This is a genomic window from Amycolatopsis sp. NPDC049688, from assembly GCF_040674975.1.
Taxonomy (GTDB): Bacteria; Actinomycetota; Actinomycetes; order Mycobacteriales; family Pseudonocardiaceae; genus Amycolatopsis.
This window is the reverse complement of record NZ_JBFANY010000004.1, coordinates 720,208-739,039: the sequence shown is the minus strand read 5'-3', so window position 1 is coordinate 739,039 and position 18,832 is coordinate 720,208. Positions and strand designations below refer to the sequence as shown.

The window sequence follows — 18,832 nt, the reverse complement described above, 5'->3', positions numbered from 1 at the left end:
ATGACGACCCTGCGCACCCCGGACCCGCCGGTCGCGCCGGCCGCGGCCGCGCGCGTCCGGCGCCGGGACCGGCCGGCCGGGCGCCGCCGGAAGAGCCAGCCGGAGGCGTTCGCCTTCCTGACACCGTGGCTCCTCGGCGCGGTGGCGCTGACCGTCGGCCCGATGGTGGTCTCGCTGTACCTGTCGTTCACCGACTACGACATGTTCACGACGCCGAAGTGGGTCGGGTTCGGCAACTTCGCGCACATGTTCACCGGCGACGACCGCTACCTGCAGTCGGTCAAGGTCACGCTGATCTACGTGCTGGTGTCGGTGCCGCTCAAGCTGACGGTGTCGCTGCTGGTGGCGATGCTGCTCAACACCCGCCGGGGCACAGGAGGCTTTTACCGGGCCGCGTTCTACGCGCCGTCGCTGCTCGGCGCGAGCGTCGCGGCGGCGCTGGTGTGGCGGGCGCTGTTCATGGGCGGCGGCCCGGTGAACGAGGTCCTCGCCTTCTTCGGCTGGCACACGCCGAGCTGGGTCGACGACCCGCAGTTCAGCCTCGCCTCGATCGTGCTGCTGGGCGTCTGGCAGTTCGGCGCGCCGATGGTGATCTTCCTGGCCGGCCTCAAGCAGATCCCGGCGGAACTGCACGAGGCGGCCGCGATCGACGGCGCCGGTGCGTTCCGCCGGTTCCGGCACATCACCCTGCCGATGCTGTCGCCGGTGATCTTCTTCAACCTGGTGATGGAGGCGATCCACGCCTTCCAGGCGTTCACCCCGGCGTTCGTCATCGGCGGCGGCCGCGGCGGCCCGGCCGACGCGGACCTGTTCTACACGCTCTACCTGTTCGAGGTCGGCTTCCAGGACTTCCGGATGGGGTACGCGTCGGCGATGGCGTGGGTGCTGCTGGTCGTGATCGCGATCGTGACGGCGATCGTGTTCCGGACGGCGAAGCTCTGGGTGTTCTACGACGATGCGGAGGACCGGAAATGACGGTGCTGCCGCGGAGCGCGCGTTCGGTCGGCTGGCACGTGCTGTGCCTGGTCATCGTCGCCGTGGTGCTGTATCCGCTGGTGTGGCTGGCGTTCGCGTCGGTCAAGCCACCGGACGAGATCCTGTCCCGGCTGGCGCTGCTGCCGACCCGGTTCGTCTTCGACGGCTACACGAAAGGCTGGGAGGGAGCGGCGGACGTCGGGTTCGGCCGGTTCTTCCTGAACTCGTTCCTGGTGGCCGGCCTGTCGGTGGCGGCGAACGTGCTGTCGTGCTCGCTGGCCGCGTTCGCCTTCGCCCGGCTGAAGTTCCGGTTCCGCGGCGCGCTGTTCGCGTTCATGATCACGACGCTGATGCTGCCCTACCACGTCACGCTGATCCCGCAGTACGTGATCTTCCAGCAGGCGGGGCTGGTCAACACGTTCGTCCCGCTGATCCTGCCGAAGCTGCTGGCGACGGAAGCGTTCTTCGTGTTCCTGATCGTGCAGTTCATGCGGGGGATCCCGCGCGAGCTCGACGAAGCGGCGATCATCGACGGCTGTTCGGTGTACCGCACGTTCTGGCACGTGGTGCTGCCGCTGTCGAAACCGGCGCTGGTGACGACGTCGATCTTCACGTTCATCTGGACGTGGAACGACTTCTTCACGCAGATGGTGTACCTGAACGACACGGAGAAGTTCACCGTGCCGCTGGGCCTGCGGCTGTTCGTGGACACGAGCAGCGAGTCGAACTTCGGCGCGATGTTCGCGATGTCGGCGCTCGCGCTCGTCCCGATCGTGCTGTTCTTCCTCGCCTTCCAGCGGCTGCTGGTGGAAGGCGTCAGTACCAGCGGCCTGAAGGGGTGAAGTGATGCGGACCCAGTGGCGAACCGGGCTCGGCGACTTCTCGGACTGCCTGCTGGCCGGGGTGCTGGTGGCGCTGGCCTCGGTGCCGGTGGTGACGGCGGGCCCGGCGTTCGTGGCGGGCTGCCGGGTCCTCGACCGGGCCCGGCACGACCTCGGCCGTCCACTGTGGACGACGTTCTGGGCGGACTTCCGCGAGGCCGCCCGGGGTGGGGTGGCGTTCGGGCTGGGGTGCCTGGCGGCGGTGGTGCTGCTGGCGGTGGACCTCGAGGTGGTGGCTTCGATGCCGGGTGCCGGTGTCCTGCAGCCGGCGTTGTGGGTGCTGGCGGCGGCGGGGGTGGTGGTGGCGGTGCGCACCTGCGAAGTGGTGGCCACCGCCGGCCCGGCGCCGGCCGGCGAGAGGCCGAGCGGCACCGCCGGGCGATCGCCGGACGGCACCGCCCCGAGCTGGCGCCGCGCGATCGGGACCGCGGCGCGGGAAACCGCCGCCGCCCCGGGCCGCGGGGTGCTCCTCGCCGCCGCCGCCGGGATCGCCGGCCTGCTGATCTGGATGCTGCCCATCCTCGCCCTCGTGGTGGCCGGGCCGCTCGCCCTGGCCGCGGTCGCGACCGGCGGCCGCCGATGACGCCGGACGTCGTCGTCTTCGGCATGGCCGGCTACGCGGCCCAGCACCTGCGCCGCGCCCGCGCCCTGCACGACCGCGGCGAACTCGTCCTCGCCGGGGCGTGCGACATCCGCGAGCCGCCGCCGGAGGCCCGCGGTCTGCTGCCGGAAGGGGCGGTGATCACCCGGGACGCCGCCGAACTGCTGGCCCGGACCACCCCGGACATCGCCGTGGTCGCCACCCCGCCGCACACCCACCTGCCGCTGGCGAAACTCGCGCTCGCCGCCGGCTGCCACCTGCTCGTCGAGAAACCGCCCGTCCTCGACCTCGCGGCCTTCGCCGAACTGACGGAGCTGGCCCGCGGCCGCGCCTGCCAGACCGGCTTCCAGAGCTTCGGCTCCGCCGCCGTCCCCGTCGTGCGAAGGGCCATCGAGGACGGCGAGATCGGCACGGTCACCGGGATCGCCGCCGGCGGCGCGTGGATCCGGCGGGACCGGTACTTCGCGCGCGCCGAGTGGGCGGGCCGCCGCCGCGTCGGCGGGCTGCCGGTGGTCGACGGGGCCCTGACCAACCCGTTCGCCCACGCCGTGGCCACCGCCCTGCTGGTCCACGGCACCGCCGGCGTCCTGCCGGAACGCATCGCCGTCGAGCTGTACCGGGCCCGGGACATCGAGTCCGACGACACCGCCTGCGCACGCCTGAGCTTCGCCGGGGCACCGGACGTCGTCGTGGCCGCGACCCTCGACGCCGAGGCCGACCACGAGCCGTACGTGCTGGTCCACGGCACCGAGGGCCGGATCCGCTGGCAGTACAAGACCGACCTGGTCACCGTCCACGACAGACAGCGTCCGGTCGGGCCGCCCCGGGACCTGCTGGCCAACCTCGTCGCGCACCTGCGCGGCGGCGAGCCGCTGCTGGCCCCGCTGGCCGCCACCCGCGCCTTCACCGCCCTGGTGGAAGCCGTGCGCGACGCCCCGGAGCCGCTGCCGCTGCCCGCCGAGTGGGTCCGGGCCGTCGGCACCGGGCCGGACCGGCACTTCGTCGTGCCGGGCGTCGACCGGGACGTGGACACCGCGGCCGACCGGCTCGCGCTCTTCTCCGAACTCGCCCTGCCCTGGACCGGCGCCGGTACGCGCGCCTGAAAAGAGAGAGGTGATGGCGGTGCGTCGCCACGCGATCGTCGGCCTGGGCTCCCGGGCCCAGCTGTTCGCCCGGGCACTGGCCGCGTCGCCGCGGGCGGAACTCGCGGCCTTCTGCGACCACAACGAAACCCGCATGCGGGTGCACAACGGCTGGCTCGGCACCCAGGTTCCCGCCTACCGGCCCGAGGACTTCACCGCGATGCTGGCGAAGGAGCGCATCGACGTCGTCGTGGTGTGCACCCCCGACCACACGCACGCGGACTACGTCGTCGCCGCGCTGGAAGCGGGCTGCGACGTCGTCACCGAGAAGCCCATGACGACCGACGTCGAAGGGGCGCGGCGGATCCTCGCGGCCCGGCGCGAGACGGGCCGCTCGGTGCGGGTCGCCTTCAACTACCGGTACAACCCGGTGCACCGCCGGGTGCGCGAACTGCTGGCCGGCGGCGTGATCGGCGAGGTCGGCTCGGTCGAGTTCAGCTGGCTGCTCGACACCGCGCACGGCGCCGACTACTTCCGCCGCTGGCACCGGGACAAGGCGAACTCCGGCGGCCTGCTCGTGCACAAGTCCGGCCACCACTTCGACCTGGTCGACTGGTGGCTCGGCAGCGGACCCGAGACGGTGTTCGCGCTGGGCCGGCTGTTCTTCTACGGCGACGGGAACGGCCACCGCGACGACCGGTTCGCGCTCGACCTCGAGGCCTCACCCAAGCTGCGGGCGCTCTACCACGACGCCGAGCGGGAAGACGGCTACGTCCGGAACCAGGACGTGTTCGGACCCGGCGTCACCATCGAGGACGACCTGTCGGTCCTCGTGCGCTTCCGCGGCGGGGCGGTGCTGAACTACCACCTGCACGCGTATTCGCCGCGGGAGGGCTACCGCGTCGCGTTCTCCGGCACCGAAGGGCGGCTGGAACTGGACGTCCGGGAGAACGAGTACGCGTCCGGCGCCGAGCCGGTGCCGAAGCGGGCGCAGGCCCGGCTGACCGTGCAACGGCACTGGGAACCGCCGGAAACCGTGTTCGACGGGCTCCTCGGCGACGGGCACGGCGGCGGGGACGAGCGGATGCTCGCCGAGCTGCTCGGCGACGCCGAACCGGACGCGCTCGGCTGCGCGGCCGACCACGACGCCGGCCTGCAGGCCCTGCTCACCGGGCTGGCCGCGGACCGGTCCCTGGCCACCGGCCGCCCGGTCGCGGTGGCCGAGCTGCTCGGCGAGATCGGGGAACCGGCGTGAGCCGGGCGGCCGTGGGGGACCTGTCGCTGGAGCCGGCCGAGTCCGGCGACGGCCGGGTGCGGGTCCGCCTCGGCGACGTCGTCCTGGCCGAGTACGTGGTCGCACCGCCGACGCCGGCCGGGGACTCGCCGAAGCCGTACCTGCACCCGCTGCGCACCACCGCGGGGGAGGTCGTGACCGCGGTGCGGCCGCACGACCACACCTGGCACAACGGCCTGCAGTTCACCATGGCCCACCTCTCGGGCGAGAACTTCTGGGGTGGCCGCACCTACGTCCGCGGCCGCGGCTACACCCCGCTCGACAACAACGGCACCATCGGCCACGTCCGCTGGGAGCGCCTCGACGGCGCGGCCGGGCACTGCGAACTCCGGCACGAGCTGGCCTGGCGCACCGCGGCCGGGCGGCGCTGGATCACCGAGCACCGCACGCTGCGCTTCGGCGACGTCTCGGCCGACGGCGGCCACTGGACGCTCACCTGGTCCAGCCGGCTGCGCAACACCAGCGGCCACGAGCTGCGGTGGGGGAGCCCGGTGACCGAAGGCCGCGACACCGCCGGCTACGGCGGGCTGTTCTGGCGCGGGCCGCGGTCGTTCACCGGCGGCACGGTCCGGACCCCGGACGGCCGGACCGCGGCCGACGCGATGGGGCACCGGGCACCGTGGCTGGCCTTCACCGGGCAGCACGACGAAAGCCTGCGGACCTCGACGCTGCTGTTCGCCGACAGCCCGGCCAACGCGGCCCACCCGACGGCCTGGTACGTCCGGGCCGAGCCGTTCCCCGTGGTCAGCTTCGCCGCCACCTACCACCGGCCGTGGCTGCTCGAACCGGACGCGGAACTGACCCTGACCCACCACGTCGTCGTCATCGACGGCGCCCCGGACACCGCCCGGCTGTCCGAGCTGGCCGCACGGGCGGCCGACCCAAGGAGCTGACATGCGCTGGAAGGCTTATGCAGGGTGTCTCGCCCTGCTCGGACTCACGCTCACCGCGGCCCCCGCCCAAGCCCACGGCCGCGACCCCGGCCGGGTCGTGCTCGGCGTGCACGACGGCTGGGCCGCCGCGACCACCGGGACCACCGGCGGCTCGGCCGCCGCACCCGGAGACGTCCACACCGTGACCAAGCGCTCGGAACTCGCCGCGGCCCTCGCGGCGAACCCCGGCGCGCCGAAGATCGTCTACGTCCGCGGGACGATCGAGGGCAACGTCGACGCCGCGGACCGGCCGGCGAGCTGTGAAAGTTTCGCCGACCCGGCGTACACTCTCCCGGCCTACCTGGCCGCCTACGATCCCGCGACCTGGGGCCGAGTCCCGCCGTCGGGACCGCTGGAAGAAGCCCGGGCGCGCTCGCAGGCCAACCAGGCGAAACAGGTCGTGCTCGACGTCGGCCCGAACACGACGCTCGTCGGGCTCGGCGACCACGCCACCCTGCACGGGCTGACCCTGCGCGTCACCGGCGACAACGTGATCCTGCGCAACCTGCACTTCTCCGACGCCCACGACTGCTTCCCGCAGTGGGATCCGCTCGACACCGCCGACGGCAACTGGAACTCCGAATACGACAACGTCGACCTGGTCGGCGCCACCCACGTCTGGGTGGACCACAACGAGTTCAGCGACGGCGGGAACGACCGGCAGCCCTCGTACTTCGGCCGCAAGTACGAAGTCCACGACGGCCTGCTCGACATCGTCAACGGCTCGGACCTGGTCACCGTGTCCTACAACCGGCTGCACGACCACGACAAGACCATGCTGATCGGGAACACCGACAAGCCCACCTACGACGTCGGCAAGCTGCGGGTCACCCTGCACCACAACCTGTTCTCCGAGATCGGCCAGCGCGCGCCGCGGGTGCGGTACGGCCAGGTGCACGTCTACGACAACCTCTACCTGGTCCGGGATCCGGCCGCGTACACGTACTCGCTCGGGGTCGGCGTGCAGTCGCGGATCTACGCGGAGAACAACTTCTTCGCGATCCCGGCCGGCCTGCCGCTGGGGCAGCTGGTGCACTACTGGAAGGGCACCGTGCTGCACGCGACCGGCACGCTCGTCGCGCAGGGCTCGTCGTGGCCCCGGCCGGTGGACCTGCTGGCCGAGTACAACGCGGCCAACGACCCGGACCTCGGCCCGGACGTCGGCTGGACGCCGAGCCTGGTGCAGCGCCTCGACCCCACCTGGGCGGTCCCGGCGCTGGTGCTCGCCGGAGCCGGAACCGGCCGCTGAAGCTTCGACACTTTCGCGTTTTCTGAAAACCCCGCACCGCGGCGACCATCCGGGCGACATGCACGCCGCTGCGGTGAACGACATTGACACGGCCTGGCCGCCACCCGAAACTTCGGTACGAGAAAGCGCTTTCACAACCCGGTCGGACGTTTCCTCATCAGCGCCGATTGAAGCCCAAGACCAGGGAGTGACGAAATGATTCCCCCAGCGATGTCCCGGATCCTGCGGGTGGCGGCGGTCGCCGCGCTCGTGGTCTCCGCGGCGGCCGGCACCGGAGCCACCGCATCGGCCGCCTCCTGGCCGAACCCGAGCACCAGCGTGCCGGTGCCGAAGACGATCAAGGTCACCAGCGGGACCTACGACGGCGGCCTGAAGCGGTTCTACGGCACCGGCGACCTCGGCACCGGCGGCCAGGACGAGGACCAGAGCCCGATCTTCGAGCTCTCGAACGGCACCACCCTGAAGAACGTCGTCCTCGGCAGCCCGGCCGCCGACGGCGTGCACTGCCTCGGCACCTGCACGCTGCTCAACGTGTGGTGGGAGGACGTCGGCGAGGACGCGGCGACCTTCAAGGGCACCTCCGCCTCCCAGACCATGACCATCGACGGCGGCGGCGCGCGCAAGGCGTCGGACAAGGTGTTCCAGCACAACGGCCCCGGCACCATGTACATCCGCAACTTCCAGGTCGACGACTTCGGCAAGCTGTACCGCTCCTGCGGCAACTGCAAGACGCAGTACAAGCGCAACGTCGTCGTGGACAACGTCACCGCCACGGTGCCCGGCAAGGCGCTGGTCGGCATCAACACCAACTACGGCGACACCGCGAAGCTGACCAGGATCACCATCGTCGGCGACTCCAGCCGCAAGATCGAGCCCTGCCAGAAGTACAAGGGCGTGACCAGCGGCGAGCCGACGAAGACCGGCAGCGGCCCGGACTCGACGAACTGCCTCTACACCGCGGCGAACATCACCTACAAGTAACCGACCCGCGCCGGGGGTGGCGGCCGCCGTCCGGCGCCCCCGGCGCGTTCCACCGTGGAGGTGTCATGGTCAAGACCCTGCTCGTCGCGTCACTCGTCGCCGGGGCGGCGCTCTCGGCTGCCACGGCGACGTCGGCCGCCGCGGCGGCGAACGTCGTCGTGGCGAAGGACGGATCCGGGAACTACACGACCGTCCAGGCCGGGATCAACGCGATCTCGGCGGGCGGGACGATCTCGATCAAACCCGGCACCTACCGGGAAGTGATCTCCGTGCCGTCGGGCAAGACCGGGATCACCCTGCGCGGCACCACCGGGAAGGCGTCCGACGTCGTCATCGACTACGACAACGCCAGCGGGACCAAGAAACCCGACGGCTCGACGTACGGCACATCCGGCAGCGCGACCGCCACGATCGCCGCGAACGGCTTCACCGCGACCGCGCTGACCTTCCGCAACTCCTTCGACCGCAACGCCCACCCGGAGATCAAGGACACCCAGGCCGTCGCGGTGAAGACCACCGGCGACCGGATGGTCTTCGACAACGTGACCTTCCTCGGGCACCAGGACACGCTGTACGCCGACACCGCGGCCGTCGGCACGGTCGGCCGGCAGTACTACCGCAACTGCGCCATCAGCGGCGACGTCGACTTCCTCTTCGGCCGCGCGACCGCGGTCTTCGACCGGGCCACGATCACCGCGCTCGACCGCGGTTCCAGCAGCAACAACGGGTTCCTGACCGCGGCCAGCACCCGGCGGTCCAACCCGTACGGCTTCCTGATCGTCGGCAGCAAGGTGCTGAGCTCGGCCGCGAACGCCAGCTTCTACCTGGGCCGGCCGTGGCACCCGGGCGGGGACGTGGACGCCATCGCCCAGGTCCTGATCCGCGAGACGTCCTTGCCGGCGGCGATCAAGCCGGCGCCGTGGACCGACATGTCGGGGTTCTCGTGGAAGGACGCGCGGTTCTCCGAGTACCGCAACACCGGCCCGGGCGCGGGGACCGGCACCGACCGGCCGCAGCTGCCCGCCGCGCAGGCCGGGAACTACACCGCGCAGAAGTACCTCGCGGGCGGCGACGGCTGGAACCCCGTGCACTGACGCCGTCGGGAGTGGCAAGGCGTGTTCCAACTCGCCTTGCCACTCACGACCGTCGCCGGGATCGGGCGGGGAAGACCCGCCGTCCGGCCCTTGACGGCGACTTCGCGAACGCCGACCATCGAGCACTGTTAACGTTAACACTCGACCTTGGGACACCGTATGCGCCTGCGCCGCCTCCCGGCCCTCGCCGCCGTCGCCGCCGCCCTGCTGAGCGCCCCCGCCGCGCAGGCCGCGGCCTACCCGGACCCCGGGTTCGTCACCGGGGACATCGAGGCGGTCCACGACCCGTCGATGATCCGCGCGGCGGACGGCAGCTACCTGCTCTACTCCACCGACGAGTACCTGCAGATCCGCCGGTCCACCGACCGGATCCACTTCACGAAGATCGGCTCGGTGTGGCCGAACGGCGCCCCGTGGACCGCGCCGTTCACCGATCCCGCCAAGCCGGGGTACCTGTGGGCGCCGGACATCTCGTTCCACAACGGCAAGTACTACCTGTACTACGCGGCTTCCTCGCTCGGCTCCCGCAACTCGGCGATCTTCCTCGCCACCAGCACGACCGGCCTGCCGGGCAGCTGGACGAACCAGGGCATCGTCGTGCAGACCAGCACGAGCAACGACTACAACGCGATCGACCCCAACCTGTTCGTCGACTCCTCGGGCCGCTGGTGGCTGAGCTTCGGCTCCTGGTGGACCGGCATCAAGATGATCCGGCTCGACCCGGCGACCGGCAAGCGCAGCACCAGTGACACCGCGCTGCGCGGCATCGCCCAGCGCACCGGCAGCACGACGGCCGAAGAAGCGCCGTACATCATCCAGCACGGCGGCTACTTCTACCTGTTCGTCTCGTGGGACCTCTGCTGCCAGGGCACGAAGAGCACCTACCGCGTGATGGTCGGCCGGTCGACGTCGATCACCGGCCCGTACACCGACCGGAACGGGGTCCGGATGACCGCGGGCGGCGGCACGCAGATCCTCGCGAGCCACGGGGCGGTCCACGGCCCCGGGCACGTGGCGGTGCTGCACGACTCGGACGCCGACGTGCTGATCTACCACTACTACTACTCGGACGCGACGCCGCTGACGGGCAAGCTCGGCATCAACCTCATCGGCTACGACAGCGCCGGCTGGCCGTACGTGTACTGACTCTCTCGCGTATAACGACCTATACCTCGCCGATCGGAAAGCCCATGCGCCGGTTCCTGTCGTTCCTGCTCGCTCTGCTCGTCACGGCCGGGCTCTGTGCCGCGCCGGCGGCGGCTTCACCACCGGCGAAACACCGGGTCACGTTCGACAAGTACTCGCTGATGCTGGACGGCCGCCGCCAGATCGTCTGGTCTGGGGAGTTCCACCCGTTCCGGCTGCCGAGCCCGGACCTGTGGCGGGACGTGCTGCAGAAGCTGAAGGCGACCGGCTACACGGCGGTGTCGATCTACTTCGACTGGAACTACCACTCGCCGGCGCCGGGGGTGTACGACTTCACCGGGGTCCGGGACATGGACCGGGTCCTCGACCTGGCCGCGGAAGCGGGCCTGTACGTCATCGCGCGGCCCGGCCCCTACATCAACGCCGAAGTCACCGGCGGCGGGTTCCCGGCGTGGCTGAGCACCCAGGCCGGCCGGGCGCGCAGCGACGCGCCGGACTACCTCGCCGCGGCCGACGAGTGGCTCACGCGGATCGACCGGATCATCGCCCGCCACCAGTACACCGACGGCCGCGGGCCGGTGATCCTGTACCAGATCGAGAACGAGCTGTCCGCGACCGGGACCGCGCAGCAGAACTACGTCGCGCACCTCCACGACAAGGCCCGGGCCGACGGCATCACGGTCCCGGTGTTCCACAACGACAAGGGCCGCAACGGGATCTGGGTCCCGCCGGACTCCGGCGTGCCCGGTACCGTGCCGGGCAAGGTCGACCTGTACGCCTTCGACGGCTACCCCGGCGGCACGTGCCGCACCGACGCGACGCCGGGCAACCCGAACGTCGCGCCGGACTGGGGAACGTACGGGCCGGGCGGGGCCAAGGGCGGCGCGAGCGCGTCGCCGAACACGCCGGGGTTCGTCGCCGAGTTCGGCGGCGGCTGGTTCGACTACTGGGGCAGCAACGGCACCTACCCGTGCACCGCCGTCCGGCAGGGCCCGGGCTACGAACGGGTCTTCTACGGCACGAACCTGGCGAACGGCCTGACGATCCAGAACTTCTACATGACCTTCGGCGGCACGTCCTGGGGCTGGCTGCCGGCGCCGGTGGTGTATTCGTCGTACGACTACGGCGCGGCGATCGACGAAGGGCGTCAGCTGCGGCCCAAGGCGCTGACGATGAAGGAGCTGGGCTACTTCCTCGGCACCGTCCCGGATCTCGCCAAGATGGACCACGGCGAGGCGGTCACGCCGTCGTCGGCCGCGGTCAAGGTCTACCACAACGTCAACCCGGACACCGGCGTCCACTTCTACCTGCCGGTGCACTCGCCGTCGAACGCGACGACGGACGACGCCTTCACCTTCCCGCTGTCCACGTCGGACGGTACCTACACCGTGCCGCTGCGGCTCGCCGGCCAGGACGCCAAGTACCTGGTGGCGGACTTCGACATCGCCGGGCAGCACCTGGTGTACTCGACGTCCGAGCTGATGGCCCAGGCGGCCGGGACCGTGCTGCTGCACGGCCGGCCCGGGGAGGACGGTCAGACGGTGCTGCGGTACGCGTCCCGGCCGCGCGTGGACGTCCTTTCCGGGGCGGTCACGACGACGTGGACCGGGAACGACCTGCGCCTGGACTACCGGCACGACGGGCTGGCGCGCGTCCGGATCAGCGGCGGCGGCCGCCCGGCCGTCACGCTGCTGCTCGCCGACGACGCCACGGCCGGCACGTTCTGGCTCGACTCGGGCCTGCTCGTGCGCGGCCCGGACCTGCTGCGCACGGCGCACAACGGCCTGTGGACGGCGCTGACCGGGGACACGAAGGCGCCACGGGACCTCGAGGTCTGGGGCGCCCGCGGCCCGGTGGTGACGTGGAACGGCATCCCGGTGCCGGTGCGGCCCACCGCCTCGGGGAGCCTGCTCGCCGTCCGCCCGCTGCCCGGCCCCGCCGACCCGCGGCTGCCCGAGCTCACCGGCTGGCGCTCGGCCCCCGGTTCCCCGGAGGCCGACCCCGGCTACGACGACTCGGCGTGGACCACCGCGGACCGGACCACGACGCACAGCACCACCCCGCCACCGGCGGGGCAGCCGGTGCTGACAGCCGACGACTACGGCTTCGGCGTCGGCGACGTCTGGTACCGCGGGCGGTTCACCGGCTCGCCGGGAGACGAGGTGAGCCTGCGGTACGGCGGCGGGGGCGCCGGGATGCTGCAGGCGTGGCTGGACGGGCAGTACCTCGGCGAGCACGTGCTGCCGTCCGCGCTCGCCGCGCCGCCGACGACCGGCACGGCGACGTTCCCCGTCCCTGAGGGCCTGCGCGGCGACGGCCCGCACGTGCTTTCGGTGATGGTGCGCAACAACGGCCACAACGAGGACGGCGGCGTCAACGACGCGCACAAGGAGGGACGCGGCCTGATCTCGTCGTCGATGACCGGTGTGGCGTGGAAGCTGCAGGGCGGGACGGCCGATCCGGTGCGCGGCCCGCTGAACAACGGCGGTCTCGCGGGCGAGCGCGCGGGCTGGTCCCTGCCCGGCTTCCCGGACCGGGACTGGACCCCGGCGGCGGTCCCGGCGCCGTCGGCCGCGGCGGGGACGACGTGGTACCGCACGACGTTCTCGTTGCGGGTCCCGCGGGGCCAGGACACGTCGGTGGGCCTGACGATCGGCGACCCGGCGAAGCCGCGGTCCGGCGGCCGGTACCGGGTGCTGGTCTTCCTCAACGGCTGGAACGCCGGCCAGTACATCGGGGACGTCGGCCCGCAGCACACTTTCGCGCTGCCGGCGGGAATCCTCGACCCGCACGGGCGCAACACCCTCGCCCTGGCGGTGACCAGCAACGGCGGCGCGGGCAACGGCCTGGAGCGGATCACGTTGACGGACCTGGGTTCGGCGCGGGGCGGGGTGCCGGTGCGGCCGGTGGCGTCGCCGGGGTGGGGAGCGGGGGGTTTGGGTGCGGCGGCCGGGGGGTAGGTGGTGATCACCTGCAACCGTCCCCGCCGTGAAGGAGTTTGCCGATGAGCGTGCTCGACCCGTCCGCCCTGCTGCTGACCGCGGCGACCGCGGAGCCCCGGCCCGGGACGCTGCGGGTCACCGTCACCGGCGAGATCGACATGGCCACCTGCCCGCGCCTCGACGCCGAACTCGACCGGGCGGTGGCGGCCGCGCCCGAGCGGCTGGTGGTCGACCTGCTGGGCGTCGGCTTCTGCGGCGTGACGGGCGTGGCGTCCTTGGGACGGCTGCGGACCCGGTGCGCGGAAACGGGAATCGACCTGGTGCTCAAGCCGTCCCGCGTGGTGCGGCGCGCCCTGGACAACGCGGCGATCGCCCCGCTGTTCCGGCTGGAGGAGCGGGCTATCGCGCGGTGACCGGCGGCCCGGTGAAGGTCCGGGCCTCCTCGTCGGCCGCGGCCAGCTCGCGTTCGGCGGCTGCGGTGTCGCCTGGCCCGTTGCGGCGGATCAGGGCTTCGGCGTGGCGGCGGCGGGAGAAGACCACCGCCGGCCAGTGGGCCAGCGCGAGGTTGTGCCGGACCGCCGCCCGCAGGTGCGTCACCGCTCGGTCCGCGTCGCCGGTGGTCAGGGCCGTCGTGCCCAGCGGGTGGTGGACCGAGCCGAAGCAGGCGATGCCGAGGCTGGCCATGGCCGGCAGGTGGCCGAACGGGAGCAGCAGCTCGTGGATCCGCGCCGCCGTCGCGTGGTCGTCCAGCAGGTACGCCGTTTCCGCCGCACCGCACAGCGAAATCAGGTACGTGCTCGAGCGCGGCAGCGCTCCCGGGTCGTCGCCGCACAGGCGCGCCAGCGCGCCCGCCGCCGTCCGGCGGTCGCCCGCCGAAGCCGCCGCCACGGCCAGCGCCGCGTAGTACGAGTTGTCGATCGGGCTCAGCGTCGGCGAATGCATCAGCCCGTCCAGCACCGGCACCAGTTCCCCGAGCCGGCCCTGGAACCACCGGATCGCCACCAGCTGCGCGCCGTACCAGCCGAGGGCGTCGAAGTCGCCCGCGGCCTGCCCGACCTCCGCGCACGCCTGCGCCCCGGCTTCGGCCTCGCGGAACCGGCCGGCCCGGATGTGCAGCATGACGTGCAGCGCGTCCGCCACGAATCCCGCCGCCAGGTGCTTGCGCTCGGCCAGGAGGTCGTCGAGCTCGCCGAGGCGCCGCTCCGCGTGCGGGTCGGCGGCGAGGAACGAGTCGACGGCGTCCCACAGCACCCCCATCACCAGGTCGGTGCGCCGCCCGGAGTGGCCGCTCACCGCCACGAGCTCCGTCGCGAGCGCGTGCCGCAGCCGGGTGTGGTCGGGACCGAGCAGGCAGTGGTGGGCCAGGCTCAGCGCTTCGGCGTGGGCGACCGGGTCGCCCGCCGCCCGCGTCCGGCCGGCCACCGCCAGGATCCGCTCGTGCGTGCCGGCTGCGTAGTCCAGTTCGGCCGCCAGCCGCGCCTGGAGCCGGTGCCCGAGCGACGACGCGGGATCCACCCGCTCCAGCGCGTACCGCACCCGGGTCAGCAGGGACGCCGACGCCGCGCACGTCCGGTGCTCGTGCACCCACACCCCGCCGAGGCCGAGGGCGGCACGGGCGAGTGTGTCGGCGTCGCCGGTCCGTTCGGCCCGGACGTAGGCGGTTTCGAAGTGCTCCCGGCCGGTCCGGAGGTCGCCGTCCTCGAGCAGCGCGTGCTCGCCGGCGGCGAGGGCGTCGTCCGGGACGGTCACCACCGCTTCGGCGCGGGCCGCCAGCAGCGCCGGGTCGTGGGCCAGCACCCGGCGGTGCACCTCCGCCAGGACCGGCGACGGCTCCACGCCGGACGCGGTGATCAGGCCGTGCCGGGCCCGGCGGAACGCTTCGAGCGCGTCACCCTGCCGCCCGGCCCGGTAGAGCGCCGTCATCAGCTGCGCCCACAGCCGTTCGTGCCCGGGGAACTCCGCGGTCAGCGCCTCCAGCTCGGCGATCAGGCCGGTGTCCTCCCCGGTCGCCAGGTCGGCGTCGATCCGGTCCTGGACGGCGTTGTGCCGCAGCCGGTCGAGCCGCATCCCCTCCGCCGCCAGGGTTTCGACGCCGGCGAACTCCTCGTAGGCGCCGCCGCGCCACAGCGTCAGCGCGTCGGTCAGCTGCGCCCGCGCGGCGGCGGGTTCCCCGGCGGCCAGGGCCCGCCGTCCCTCGGCGGCGCGCTGCTCGAACCGGGTGGCGTCGAGGGCCTCCGGGGGCAGGTGCAGCACGTATCCCGGGGACCGGGTCAACAGGACGCCGGAGTCGATCGTGCCGCGCAGGCGCGAAAGGTAGGTCCGCACGGTCCGGTCGGCGTGCGCGGGTGCCCGCTCGCCCCACAGCGCCCGGGCCAGCGCGGGAACGCTGACCACGCGGCCCGCCTCCGCCGCCAGCACCGCCAGCAGGGCCCGCAGGCGCGGCCCGCCGACGTCCCGCGGTTCGCCGGCGATCCGCACCTCGAACGGTCCCAGCACCCCGAGCTCCACCCCGCTCATGCCCGCCCCTCCGCACGCGGGCGCACCGCGCGCTTCGGCGTACAAGAGCCGCCGCCGTCGCCGGGGATACGTCCGACAGCCCGGTAATTCTCCGTCGACGAACTGTCGACGGACTGTCGACCGGCGCTGCGAGGCTCGGGCCTGCGGACCGGAGGGGTCCGCACCACCGGTTCTTCGGGAGGACGTCCATGAAACGCACGATTCGGGGTCTCGCACCGGTTCTCGCCGCCGCGGCGGCGGGAGCGGCCACGCTGTCGGGTGTCCCGGCGCAGGCTGCGCCGGCGCACTCCGCGGCGGTGCTGGAGGTGAAGAGCGCGACGTGGGGCCAGCTGCACGTCGGAGACTGCGAGCAGGACAACGGCACGATCGTCATCCGCTCGGACGGCACGGGCAACTGGAGCGCGACGACGCTGACCTTCCAGACGCACTCCGGCGACGTCTGGCACTCCAGCTTCGACTTCAAGACCACGGCCGGGACGCAGCTGTTCCACGCCGGCACGTTCGACAGCCCGCGGATGAACGACGGCAACCCGCCGCCGCGCTACCCGTGGGGCAAGCCCTTCACTTTCGACGCGTCGCTCTTCAGCGCTGTCGACATCTTCAAGACGATCCAGCACTCGAGCTGCTGACGGCGGGGTGAGAACCGCCCTGGGTCACGGTCCGCCGGGACCCAGGGCGGTGCCCGCCACGGCCCCGCCGGGACGGGGTTCCTTCAGCTCGACGAAGAAGGAGTGCGTCGGCGTCTCGCCGATGTTCTCGCCCGAATGCTCCTGGGCCGCGACCCAGCGCACCGCGCCGGCGGGCAGATCGACCTGCACTTCGCGGCCGCCGGCCGAAATCCGGCGGCTGAACGCGCTCATCGTGACCATCACCGTGTCGGGGTGCCGGTGCGGCGCGGTCCGGTCGCCGGGGCCGTCCCGGTACTCCAGGACCCGCACCCGCTCGTTTTCGAAGACCACCCGGTACAGCTCGGGGTTCGTGTCGGCCGGGTCACCGGTCATGGCCGCCTCCTTCATGGGACAGGAGTACCATGATGGCATGGCAGTGCCGTATGAGTCCACGGGCCGGAGCCGGCAGAAGGGGCGGACCCGGGCCGCGCTCGTCGCGGCGGCCCACGAGCTGCTCGCCGAAGGCCGCTCGCCGACGGTCGAGGACGCGGCCGAGGCGGCCGGGATCTCCCGCACCACCGCCTACCGCTACTTTCCGAACCAGCGCGCGCTGCTGCTCGCCGCATACCCCGAGATCCAGGACGACGCGGGCCTGCTGCCCGCGGACGCGCCGGCCGACCCCGCGGCCCGCCTGGCCCTGGTGATGCGCGCGTTCATCGAGTTCACGCAGCGCTGGGAGCCGCAGCTGCGCGCGCAGCTGCGGCTGTCACTGGAGCCCGGCGCGCCGCAGCCGGTGCTGCGGCGCGGCCGGGCGATCCGCTGGATCGAGGAGGCACTCGCCCCGCTCGCGGACACCCACCCCGGCGTCGACGTCCACGGCCTCGCCGTCGCGATCCGGTCCGCGACGGGCATCGAGTCCCTGGTGTGGCTCACCGACATCGCCGGTCTCGACCGCGATCAGGCCGCCGCGGTGCTCGCCGGCTCGGCGCAGGCCATCCTGCGCGCGGCCCTCGACCCGGTCACCTGATCAGCACGGTGGCGACGCACGACTCCGTGCCGTTGTCGAACGTCGCCGCCGCGGTGCCTTCGGACGTGACCGGCACGGCCGTGGTCGACGGCATCGTGAACGTGGTGCTCCCCGTCGTCGGCGACGACTGCGAGTACACCGTCTGCGTCGTCGATCCGGTGCGGTAGGAAATCCGCAGGGACACCTTGCCCGCGACGTCGCCGATGTAGGGCCCCGACGTGGTGTACCCGTTGACGATGCGGTGGTAGCCGCCGGAGGTGTCGTACCGCAGGGTGAACGTGCCGCTGTAGCCGCCCGAATGGCAGACGGCCGTCCGCTGGACGATGGTCGCCGCCTGCGCCGGGGTCACCAGCACCGTCGCGGCGGCCAGCACCGCCGCCAGCCCGGCCTGCACCGCAGTCTTCATCTTCTTCCTCCCTGGTTTCCGGCATCGTGCCCGGTCCCGCTTCCGTCCCGCTTCCCTTCACCCGGTGGTGCGCACCAGCAGGACCGGGCAGGCGGCGTGGTGCAGCAGGGCCTGGCCCGTGGAGCCGAGCAGCAGGCCGGGGAAGCCGCCGCGGCCGCGGTCGCCGAGGACGACGAGCTGGGCGGCGGCGCTGCGCTCGACGAGTTCCCGCCGCGGGTGGGCGTGCACCACGACCTGCTCGACGTCGACGTCGCCGGTGTCGTGGGCCAGGACCCGCTCGCCGAGCAGCCGGCGCCCGGCCTCGGTGACGCACCGCGGGTCCCGGTGCGGCGGCGGGCTGTCGGCCCAGGCGTGCAGGACGACCAGCGGGGCCCGGCGCGCCCGGGCTTCGGCGACGGCGGCGGCCAGCACCCGCGCGCCGGCTTCGCTGCCGTCGATGCCGGTGACGACCGGCCGGGCGGCGGCGCCGGGCTCGTCCCAGCTGTCGCCGCGGACGACGACGGTGTCGCAGCGCGCGTGGGTGCCGACGGCCGCCGCGACCGAGCCGGCGAGCAGGCTGGTGAGCCTGCCGTGCCCGGCCGACCCGACGACGAGCAGCGCGGCGTCCCGCGACGCCCCGATCAGCGCCTGGGCGGCGCGGTCGGGATCGAGCCGGGCGGCGGCACCGGGCACCCCCTGGGCGGCGGCGAGCTCCTGCGCGGTCCGCAGCGCACGCCGCCCCCGGGCGCGCAGGGCGTCGACCATTTCCTCGGGCGGCGGGACCACCCCGCCCGCGACCAGGGCCGGGACGTCCAGAGCGTGCACGATTTCCAGCGGCGCGTCCCGCAGCCGCGCGGTCCGCGCCGCCCAGCGGACGGCGTCGAGCGACTCGGCCGACCCGTCCACCCCGGTGACGATCGGCCCTCCGGCGGCGGCGGTCATCCTCCAGACTGTAGGCCCGCCCGCCCCCACCCGGGACCCCTAACTCACGTACCTGGAGGGACGACTCGCGTACCTGGAGGGACGACACGGCCGCAGCCTGGCCGGATGTCGTGTCGTCCATCCCGGTACGCGTGTCGTCCGCTGGGGTAAGCGAGTCGTCCGGCTGGGTGCGCGGG

At 72.9% G+C, this 18,832-nt stretch carries 18 protein-coding genes; 14 read left to right on the top strand and 4 right to left on the bottom strand.

What is annotated here, in order from left to right:
- The 12 genes from AB0J55_RS18780 (at position 1) to AB0J55_RS18725 (ending at position 13,590) form a co-directional block, all read left to right on the top strand.
- Positions 1-975, top strand: a complete 975-nt coding sequence (locus tag AB0J55_RS18780; protein ID WP_364249431.1) for a sugar ABC transporter permease — start codon at positions 1-3, stop codon at positions 973-975.
- Positions 972-1,817 (top strand): carbohydrate ABC transporter permease, encoded by an 846-nt coding sequence (locus AB0J55_RS18775; protein ID WP_364249429.1) that lies wholly within the window; start codon positions 972-974, stop codon positions 1,815-1,817. The genes AB0J55_RS18780 and AB0J55_RS18775 overlap by 4 nt, the downstream gene beginning before the upstream one ends.
- A gap of 4 nt (positions 1,818-1,821) precedes the next feature.
- Positions 1,822-2,439: a YesL family protein gene (locus AB0J55_RS18770; RefSeq protein ID WP_364249427.1), complete on the top strand. Its 618-nt coding sequence runs from the start codon at positions 1,822-1,824 to the stop codon at positions 2,437-2,439.
- The gene (locus AB0J55_RS18765) at positions 2,436-3,560 is read left to right on the top strand and encodes a Gfo/Idh/MocA family oxidoreductase (RefSeq protein ID WP_364249425.1); all 1,125 of its coding nucleotides are present in this window, start codon (positions 2,436-2,438) and stop codon (positions 3,558-3,560) included. The genes AB0J55_RS18770 and AB0J55_RS18765 overlap by 4 nt, the downstream gene beginning before the upstream one ends.
- Before the next feature lie 13 nt (positions 3,561-3,573).
- A complete protein-coding gene (locus tag AB0J55_RS18760; RefSeq protein WP_364249423.1) occupies positions 3,574-4,794 on the top strand; it encodes a Gfo/Idh/MocA family oxidoreductase in 1,221 nt (406 codons plus the stop codon).
- A complete protein-coding gene (locus tag AB0J55_RS18755) occupies positions 4,791-5,726 on the top strand; it encodes a PmoA family protein (RefSeq protein WP_364249421.1) in 936 nt (311 codons plus the stop codon). Before AB0J55_RS18760 ends, AB0J55_RS18755 begins: the two co-directional genes overlap by 4 nt.
- Before the next feature lies 1 nt (position 5,727).
- A complete protein-coding gene (locus AB0J55_RS18750) occupies positions 5,728-7,014 on the top strand; it encodes a pectate lyase (RefSeq protein WP_364249419.1) in 1,287 nt (428 codons plus the stop codon).
- A 210-nt stretch (positions 7,015-7,224) separates the two neighbouring features.
- Complete coding sequence (locus AB0J55_RS18745) at positions 7,225-7,995, top strand: pectate lyase (RefSeq protein ID WP_364249558.1); 771 nt, start codon at positions 7,225-7,227, stop codon at positions 7,993-7,995.
- Positions 7,996-8,060: 65 nt separating this feature from the next.
- Entirely contained in the window at positions 8,061-9,089 is a 1,029-nt protein-coding gene (locus tag AB0J55_RS18740; RefSeq protein ID WP_364249417.1) for a pectinesterase family protein, read from the top strand.
- A gap of 159 nt (positions 9,090-9,248) precedes the next feature.
- Complete coding sequence (locus tag AB0J55_RS18735; protein WP_364249415.1) at positions 9,249-10,235, top strand: arabinan endo-1,5-alpha-L-arabinosidase; 987 nt, start codon at positions 9,249-9,251, stop codon at positions 10,233-10,235.
- Between the two features lie 44 nt (positions 10,236-10,279).
- Complete coding sequence (locus tag AB0J55_RS18730; RefSeq protein ID WP_364249413.1) at positions 10,280-13,195, top strand: beta-galactosidase; 2,916 nt, start codon at positions 10,280-10,282, stop codon at positions 13,193-13,195.
- A gap of 44 nt (positions 13,196-13,239) precedes the next feature.
- A complete protein-coding gene (locus AB0J55_RS18725; RefSeq protein WP_364249411.1) occupies positions 13,240-13,590 on the top strand; it encodes an STAS domain-containing protein in 351 nt (116 codons plus the stop codon).
- Here the strand turns inward: AB0J55_RS18725 and AB0J55_RS18720 are convergent.
- Complete coding sequence (locus AB0J55_RS18720; RefSeq protein ID WP_364249409.1) at positions 13,577-15,694, bottom strand: AfsR/SARP family transcriptional regulator; 2,118 nt, start codon at positions 15,692-15,694, stop codon at positions 13,577-13,579. The two genes, AB0J55_RS18725 and AB0J55_RS18720, sit on opposite strands and share 14 nt — an antisense overlap.
- A gap of 188 nt (positions 15,695-15,882) precedes the next feature.
- Here AB0J55_RS18720 and AB0J55_RS18715 point away from each other — a divergent pair, with 188 nt between their 5' ends.
- Complete coding sequence (locus tag AB0J55_RS18715; protein WP_364249407.1) at positions 15,883-16,323, top strand: DUF6294 family protein; 441 nt, start codon at positions 15,883-15,885, stop codon at positions 16,321-16,323.
- Positions 16,324-16,347: 24 nt separating this feature from the next.
- Here AB0J55_RS18715 and AB0J55_RS18710 read toward each other — a convergent pair whose 3' ends face one another.
- The gene (locus AB0J55_RS18710; RefSeq protein ID WP_364249405.1) at positions 16,348-16,695 is read right to left on the bottom strand and encodes a cytoplasmic protein; all 348 of its coding nucleotides are present in this window, start codon (positions 16,693-16,695) and stop codon (positions 16,348-16,350) included.
- Positions 16,696-16,732: 37 nt separating this feature from the next.
- On the opposite strand from AB0J55_RS18710, the gene AB0J55_RS18705 reads away from it, so the two are divergent.
- On the top strand, positions 16,733-17,329 hold the full coding sequence (locus AB0J55_RS18705; protein ID WP_364249404.1) for a TetR/AcrR family transcriptional regulator: 597 nt from the start codon (positions 16,733-16,735) through the stop codon (positions 17,327-17,329).
- Here the strand turns inward: AB0J55_RS18705 and AB0J55_RS18700 are convergent.
- Both AB0J55_RS18700 and AB0J55_RS18695 read right to left on the bottom strand, forming a co-directional pair.
- Entirely contained in the window at positions 17,322-17,735 is a 414-nt protein-coding gene (locus AB0J55_RS18700) for a hypothetical protein (RefSeq protein ID WP_364249402.1), read from the bottom strand. The two genes, AB0J55_RS18705 and AB0J55_RS18700, sit on opposite strands and share 8 nt — an antisense overlap.
- Positions 17,736-17,792: 57 nt before the next feature.
- A complete protein-coding gene (locus AB0J55_RS18695) occupies positions 17,793-18,656 on the bottom strand; it encodes a universal stress protein (protein ID WP_364249400.1) in 864 nt (287 codons plus the stop codon).
- Between the last annotated feature and the right edge of the window lie 176 nt (positions 18,657-18,832).

Bases quoted from the DNA above. Each gene is read 5' to 3' on its own strand.
- AB0J55_RS18780 (WP_364249431.1), top strand. From the start codon at position 1: ATGACGACCCTGCGCACCCCGGACCCGCCGGTCGCGCCGGCCGCGGCC.
- AB0J55_RS18745 (WP_364249558.1), top strand. From the start codon at position 7,225: ATGTCCCGGATCCTGCGGGTGGCGGCGGTCGCCGCGCTCGTGGTCTCC.
- AB0J55_RS18700 (WP_364249402.1), bottom strand. From the start codon at position 17,735: ATGAAGACTGCGGTGCAGGCCGGGCTGGCGGCGGTGCTGGCCGCCGCG.
- AB0J55_RS18705 (WP_364249404.1), top strand. From the start codon at position 16,733: ATGGCAGTGCCGTATGAGTCCACGGGCCGGAGCCGGCAGAAGGGGCGG.
- AB0J55_RS18760 (WP_364249423.1), top strand. From the start codon at position 3,574: ATGGCGGTGCGTCGCCACGCGATCGTCGGCCTGGGCTCCCGGGCCCAG.
- AB0J55_RS18765 (WP_364249425.1), top strand. From the start codon at position 2,436: ATGACGCCGGACGTCGTCGTCTTCGGCATGGCCGGCTACGCGGCCCAG.
- AB0J55_RS18740 (WP_364249417.1), top strand. From the start codon at position 8,061: ATGGTCAAGACCCTGCTCGTCGCGTCACTCGTCGCCGGGGCGGCGCTC.
- AB0J55_RS18725 (WP_364249411.1), top strand. From the start codon at position 13,240: ATGAGCGTGCTCGACCCGTCCGCCCTGCTGCTGACCGCGGCGACCGCG.
- AB0J55_RS18710 (WP_364249405.1), bottom strand. From the start codon at position 16,695: ATGACCGGTGACCCGGCCGACACGAACCCCGAGCTGTACCGGGTGGTC.
- AB0J55_RS18770 (WP_364249427.1), top strand. From the start codon at position 1,822: ATGCGGACCCAGTGGCGAACCGGGCTCGGCGACTTCTCGGACTGCCTG.
- AB0J55_RS18775 (WP_364249429.1), top strand. From the start codon at position 972: ATGACGGTGCTGCCGCGGAGCGCGCGTTCGGTCGGCTGGCACGTGCTG.
- AB0J55_RS18735 (WP_364249415.1), top strand. From the start codon at position 9,249: ATGCGCCTGCGCCGCCTCCCGGCCCTCGCCGCCGTCGCCGCCGCCCTG.
- AB0J55_RS18695 (WP_364249400.1), bottom strand. From the start codon at position 18,656: ATGACCGCCGCCGCCGGAGGGCCGATCGTCACCGGGGTGGACGGGTCG.
- AB0J55_RS18730 (WP_364249413.1), top strand. From the start codon at position 10,280: ATGCGCCGGTTCCTGTCGTTCCTGCTCGCTCTGCTCGTCACGGCCGGG.
- AB0J55_RS18720 (WP_364249409.1), bottom strand. From the start codon at position 15,694: ATGAGCGGGGTGGAGCTCGGGGTGCTGGGACCGTTCGAGGTGCGGATC.
- AB0J55_RS18715 (WP_364249407.1), top strand. From the start codon at position 15,883: ATGAAACGCACGATTCGGGGTCTCGCACCGGTTCTCGCCGCCGCGGCG.
- AB0J55_RS18750 (WP_364249419.1), top strand. From the start codon at position 5,728: ATGCGCTGGAAGGCTTATGCAGGGTGTCTCGCCCTGCTCGGACTCACG.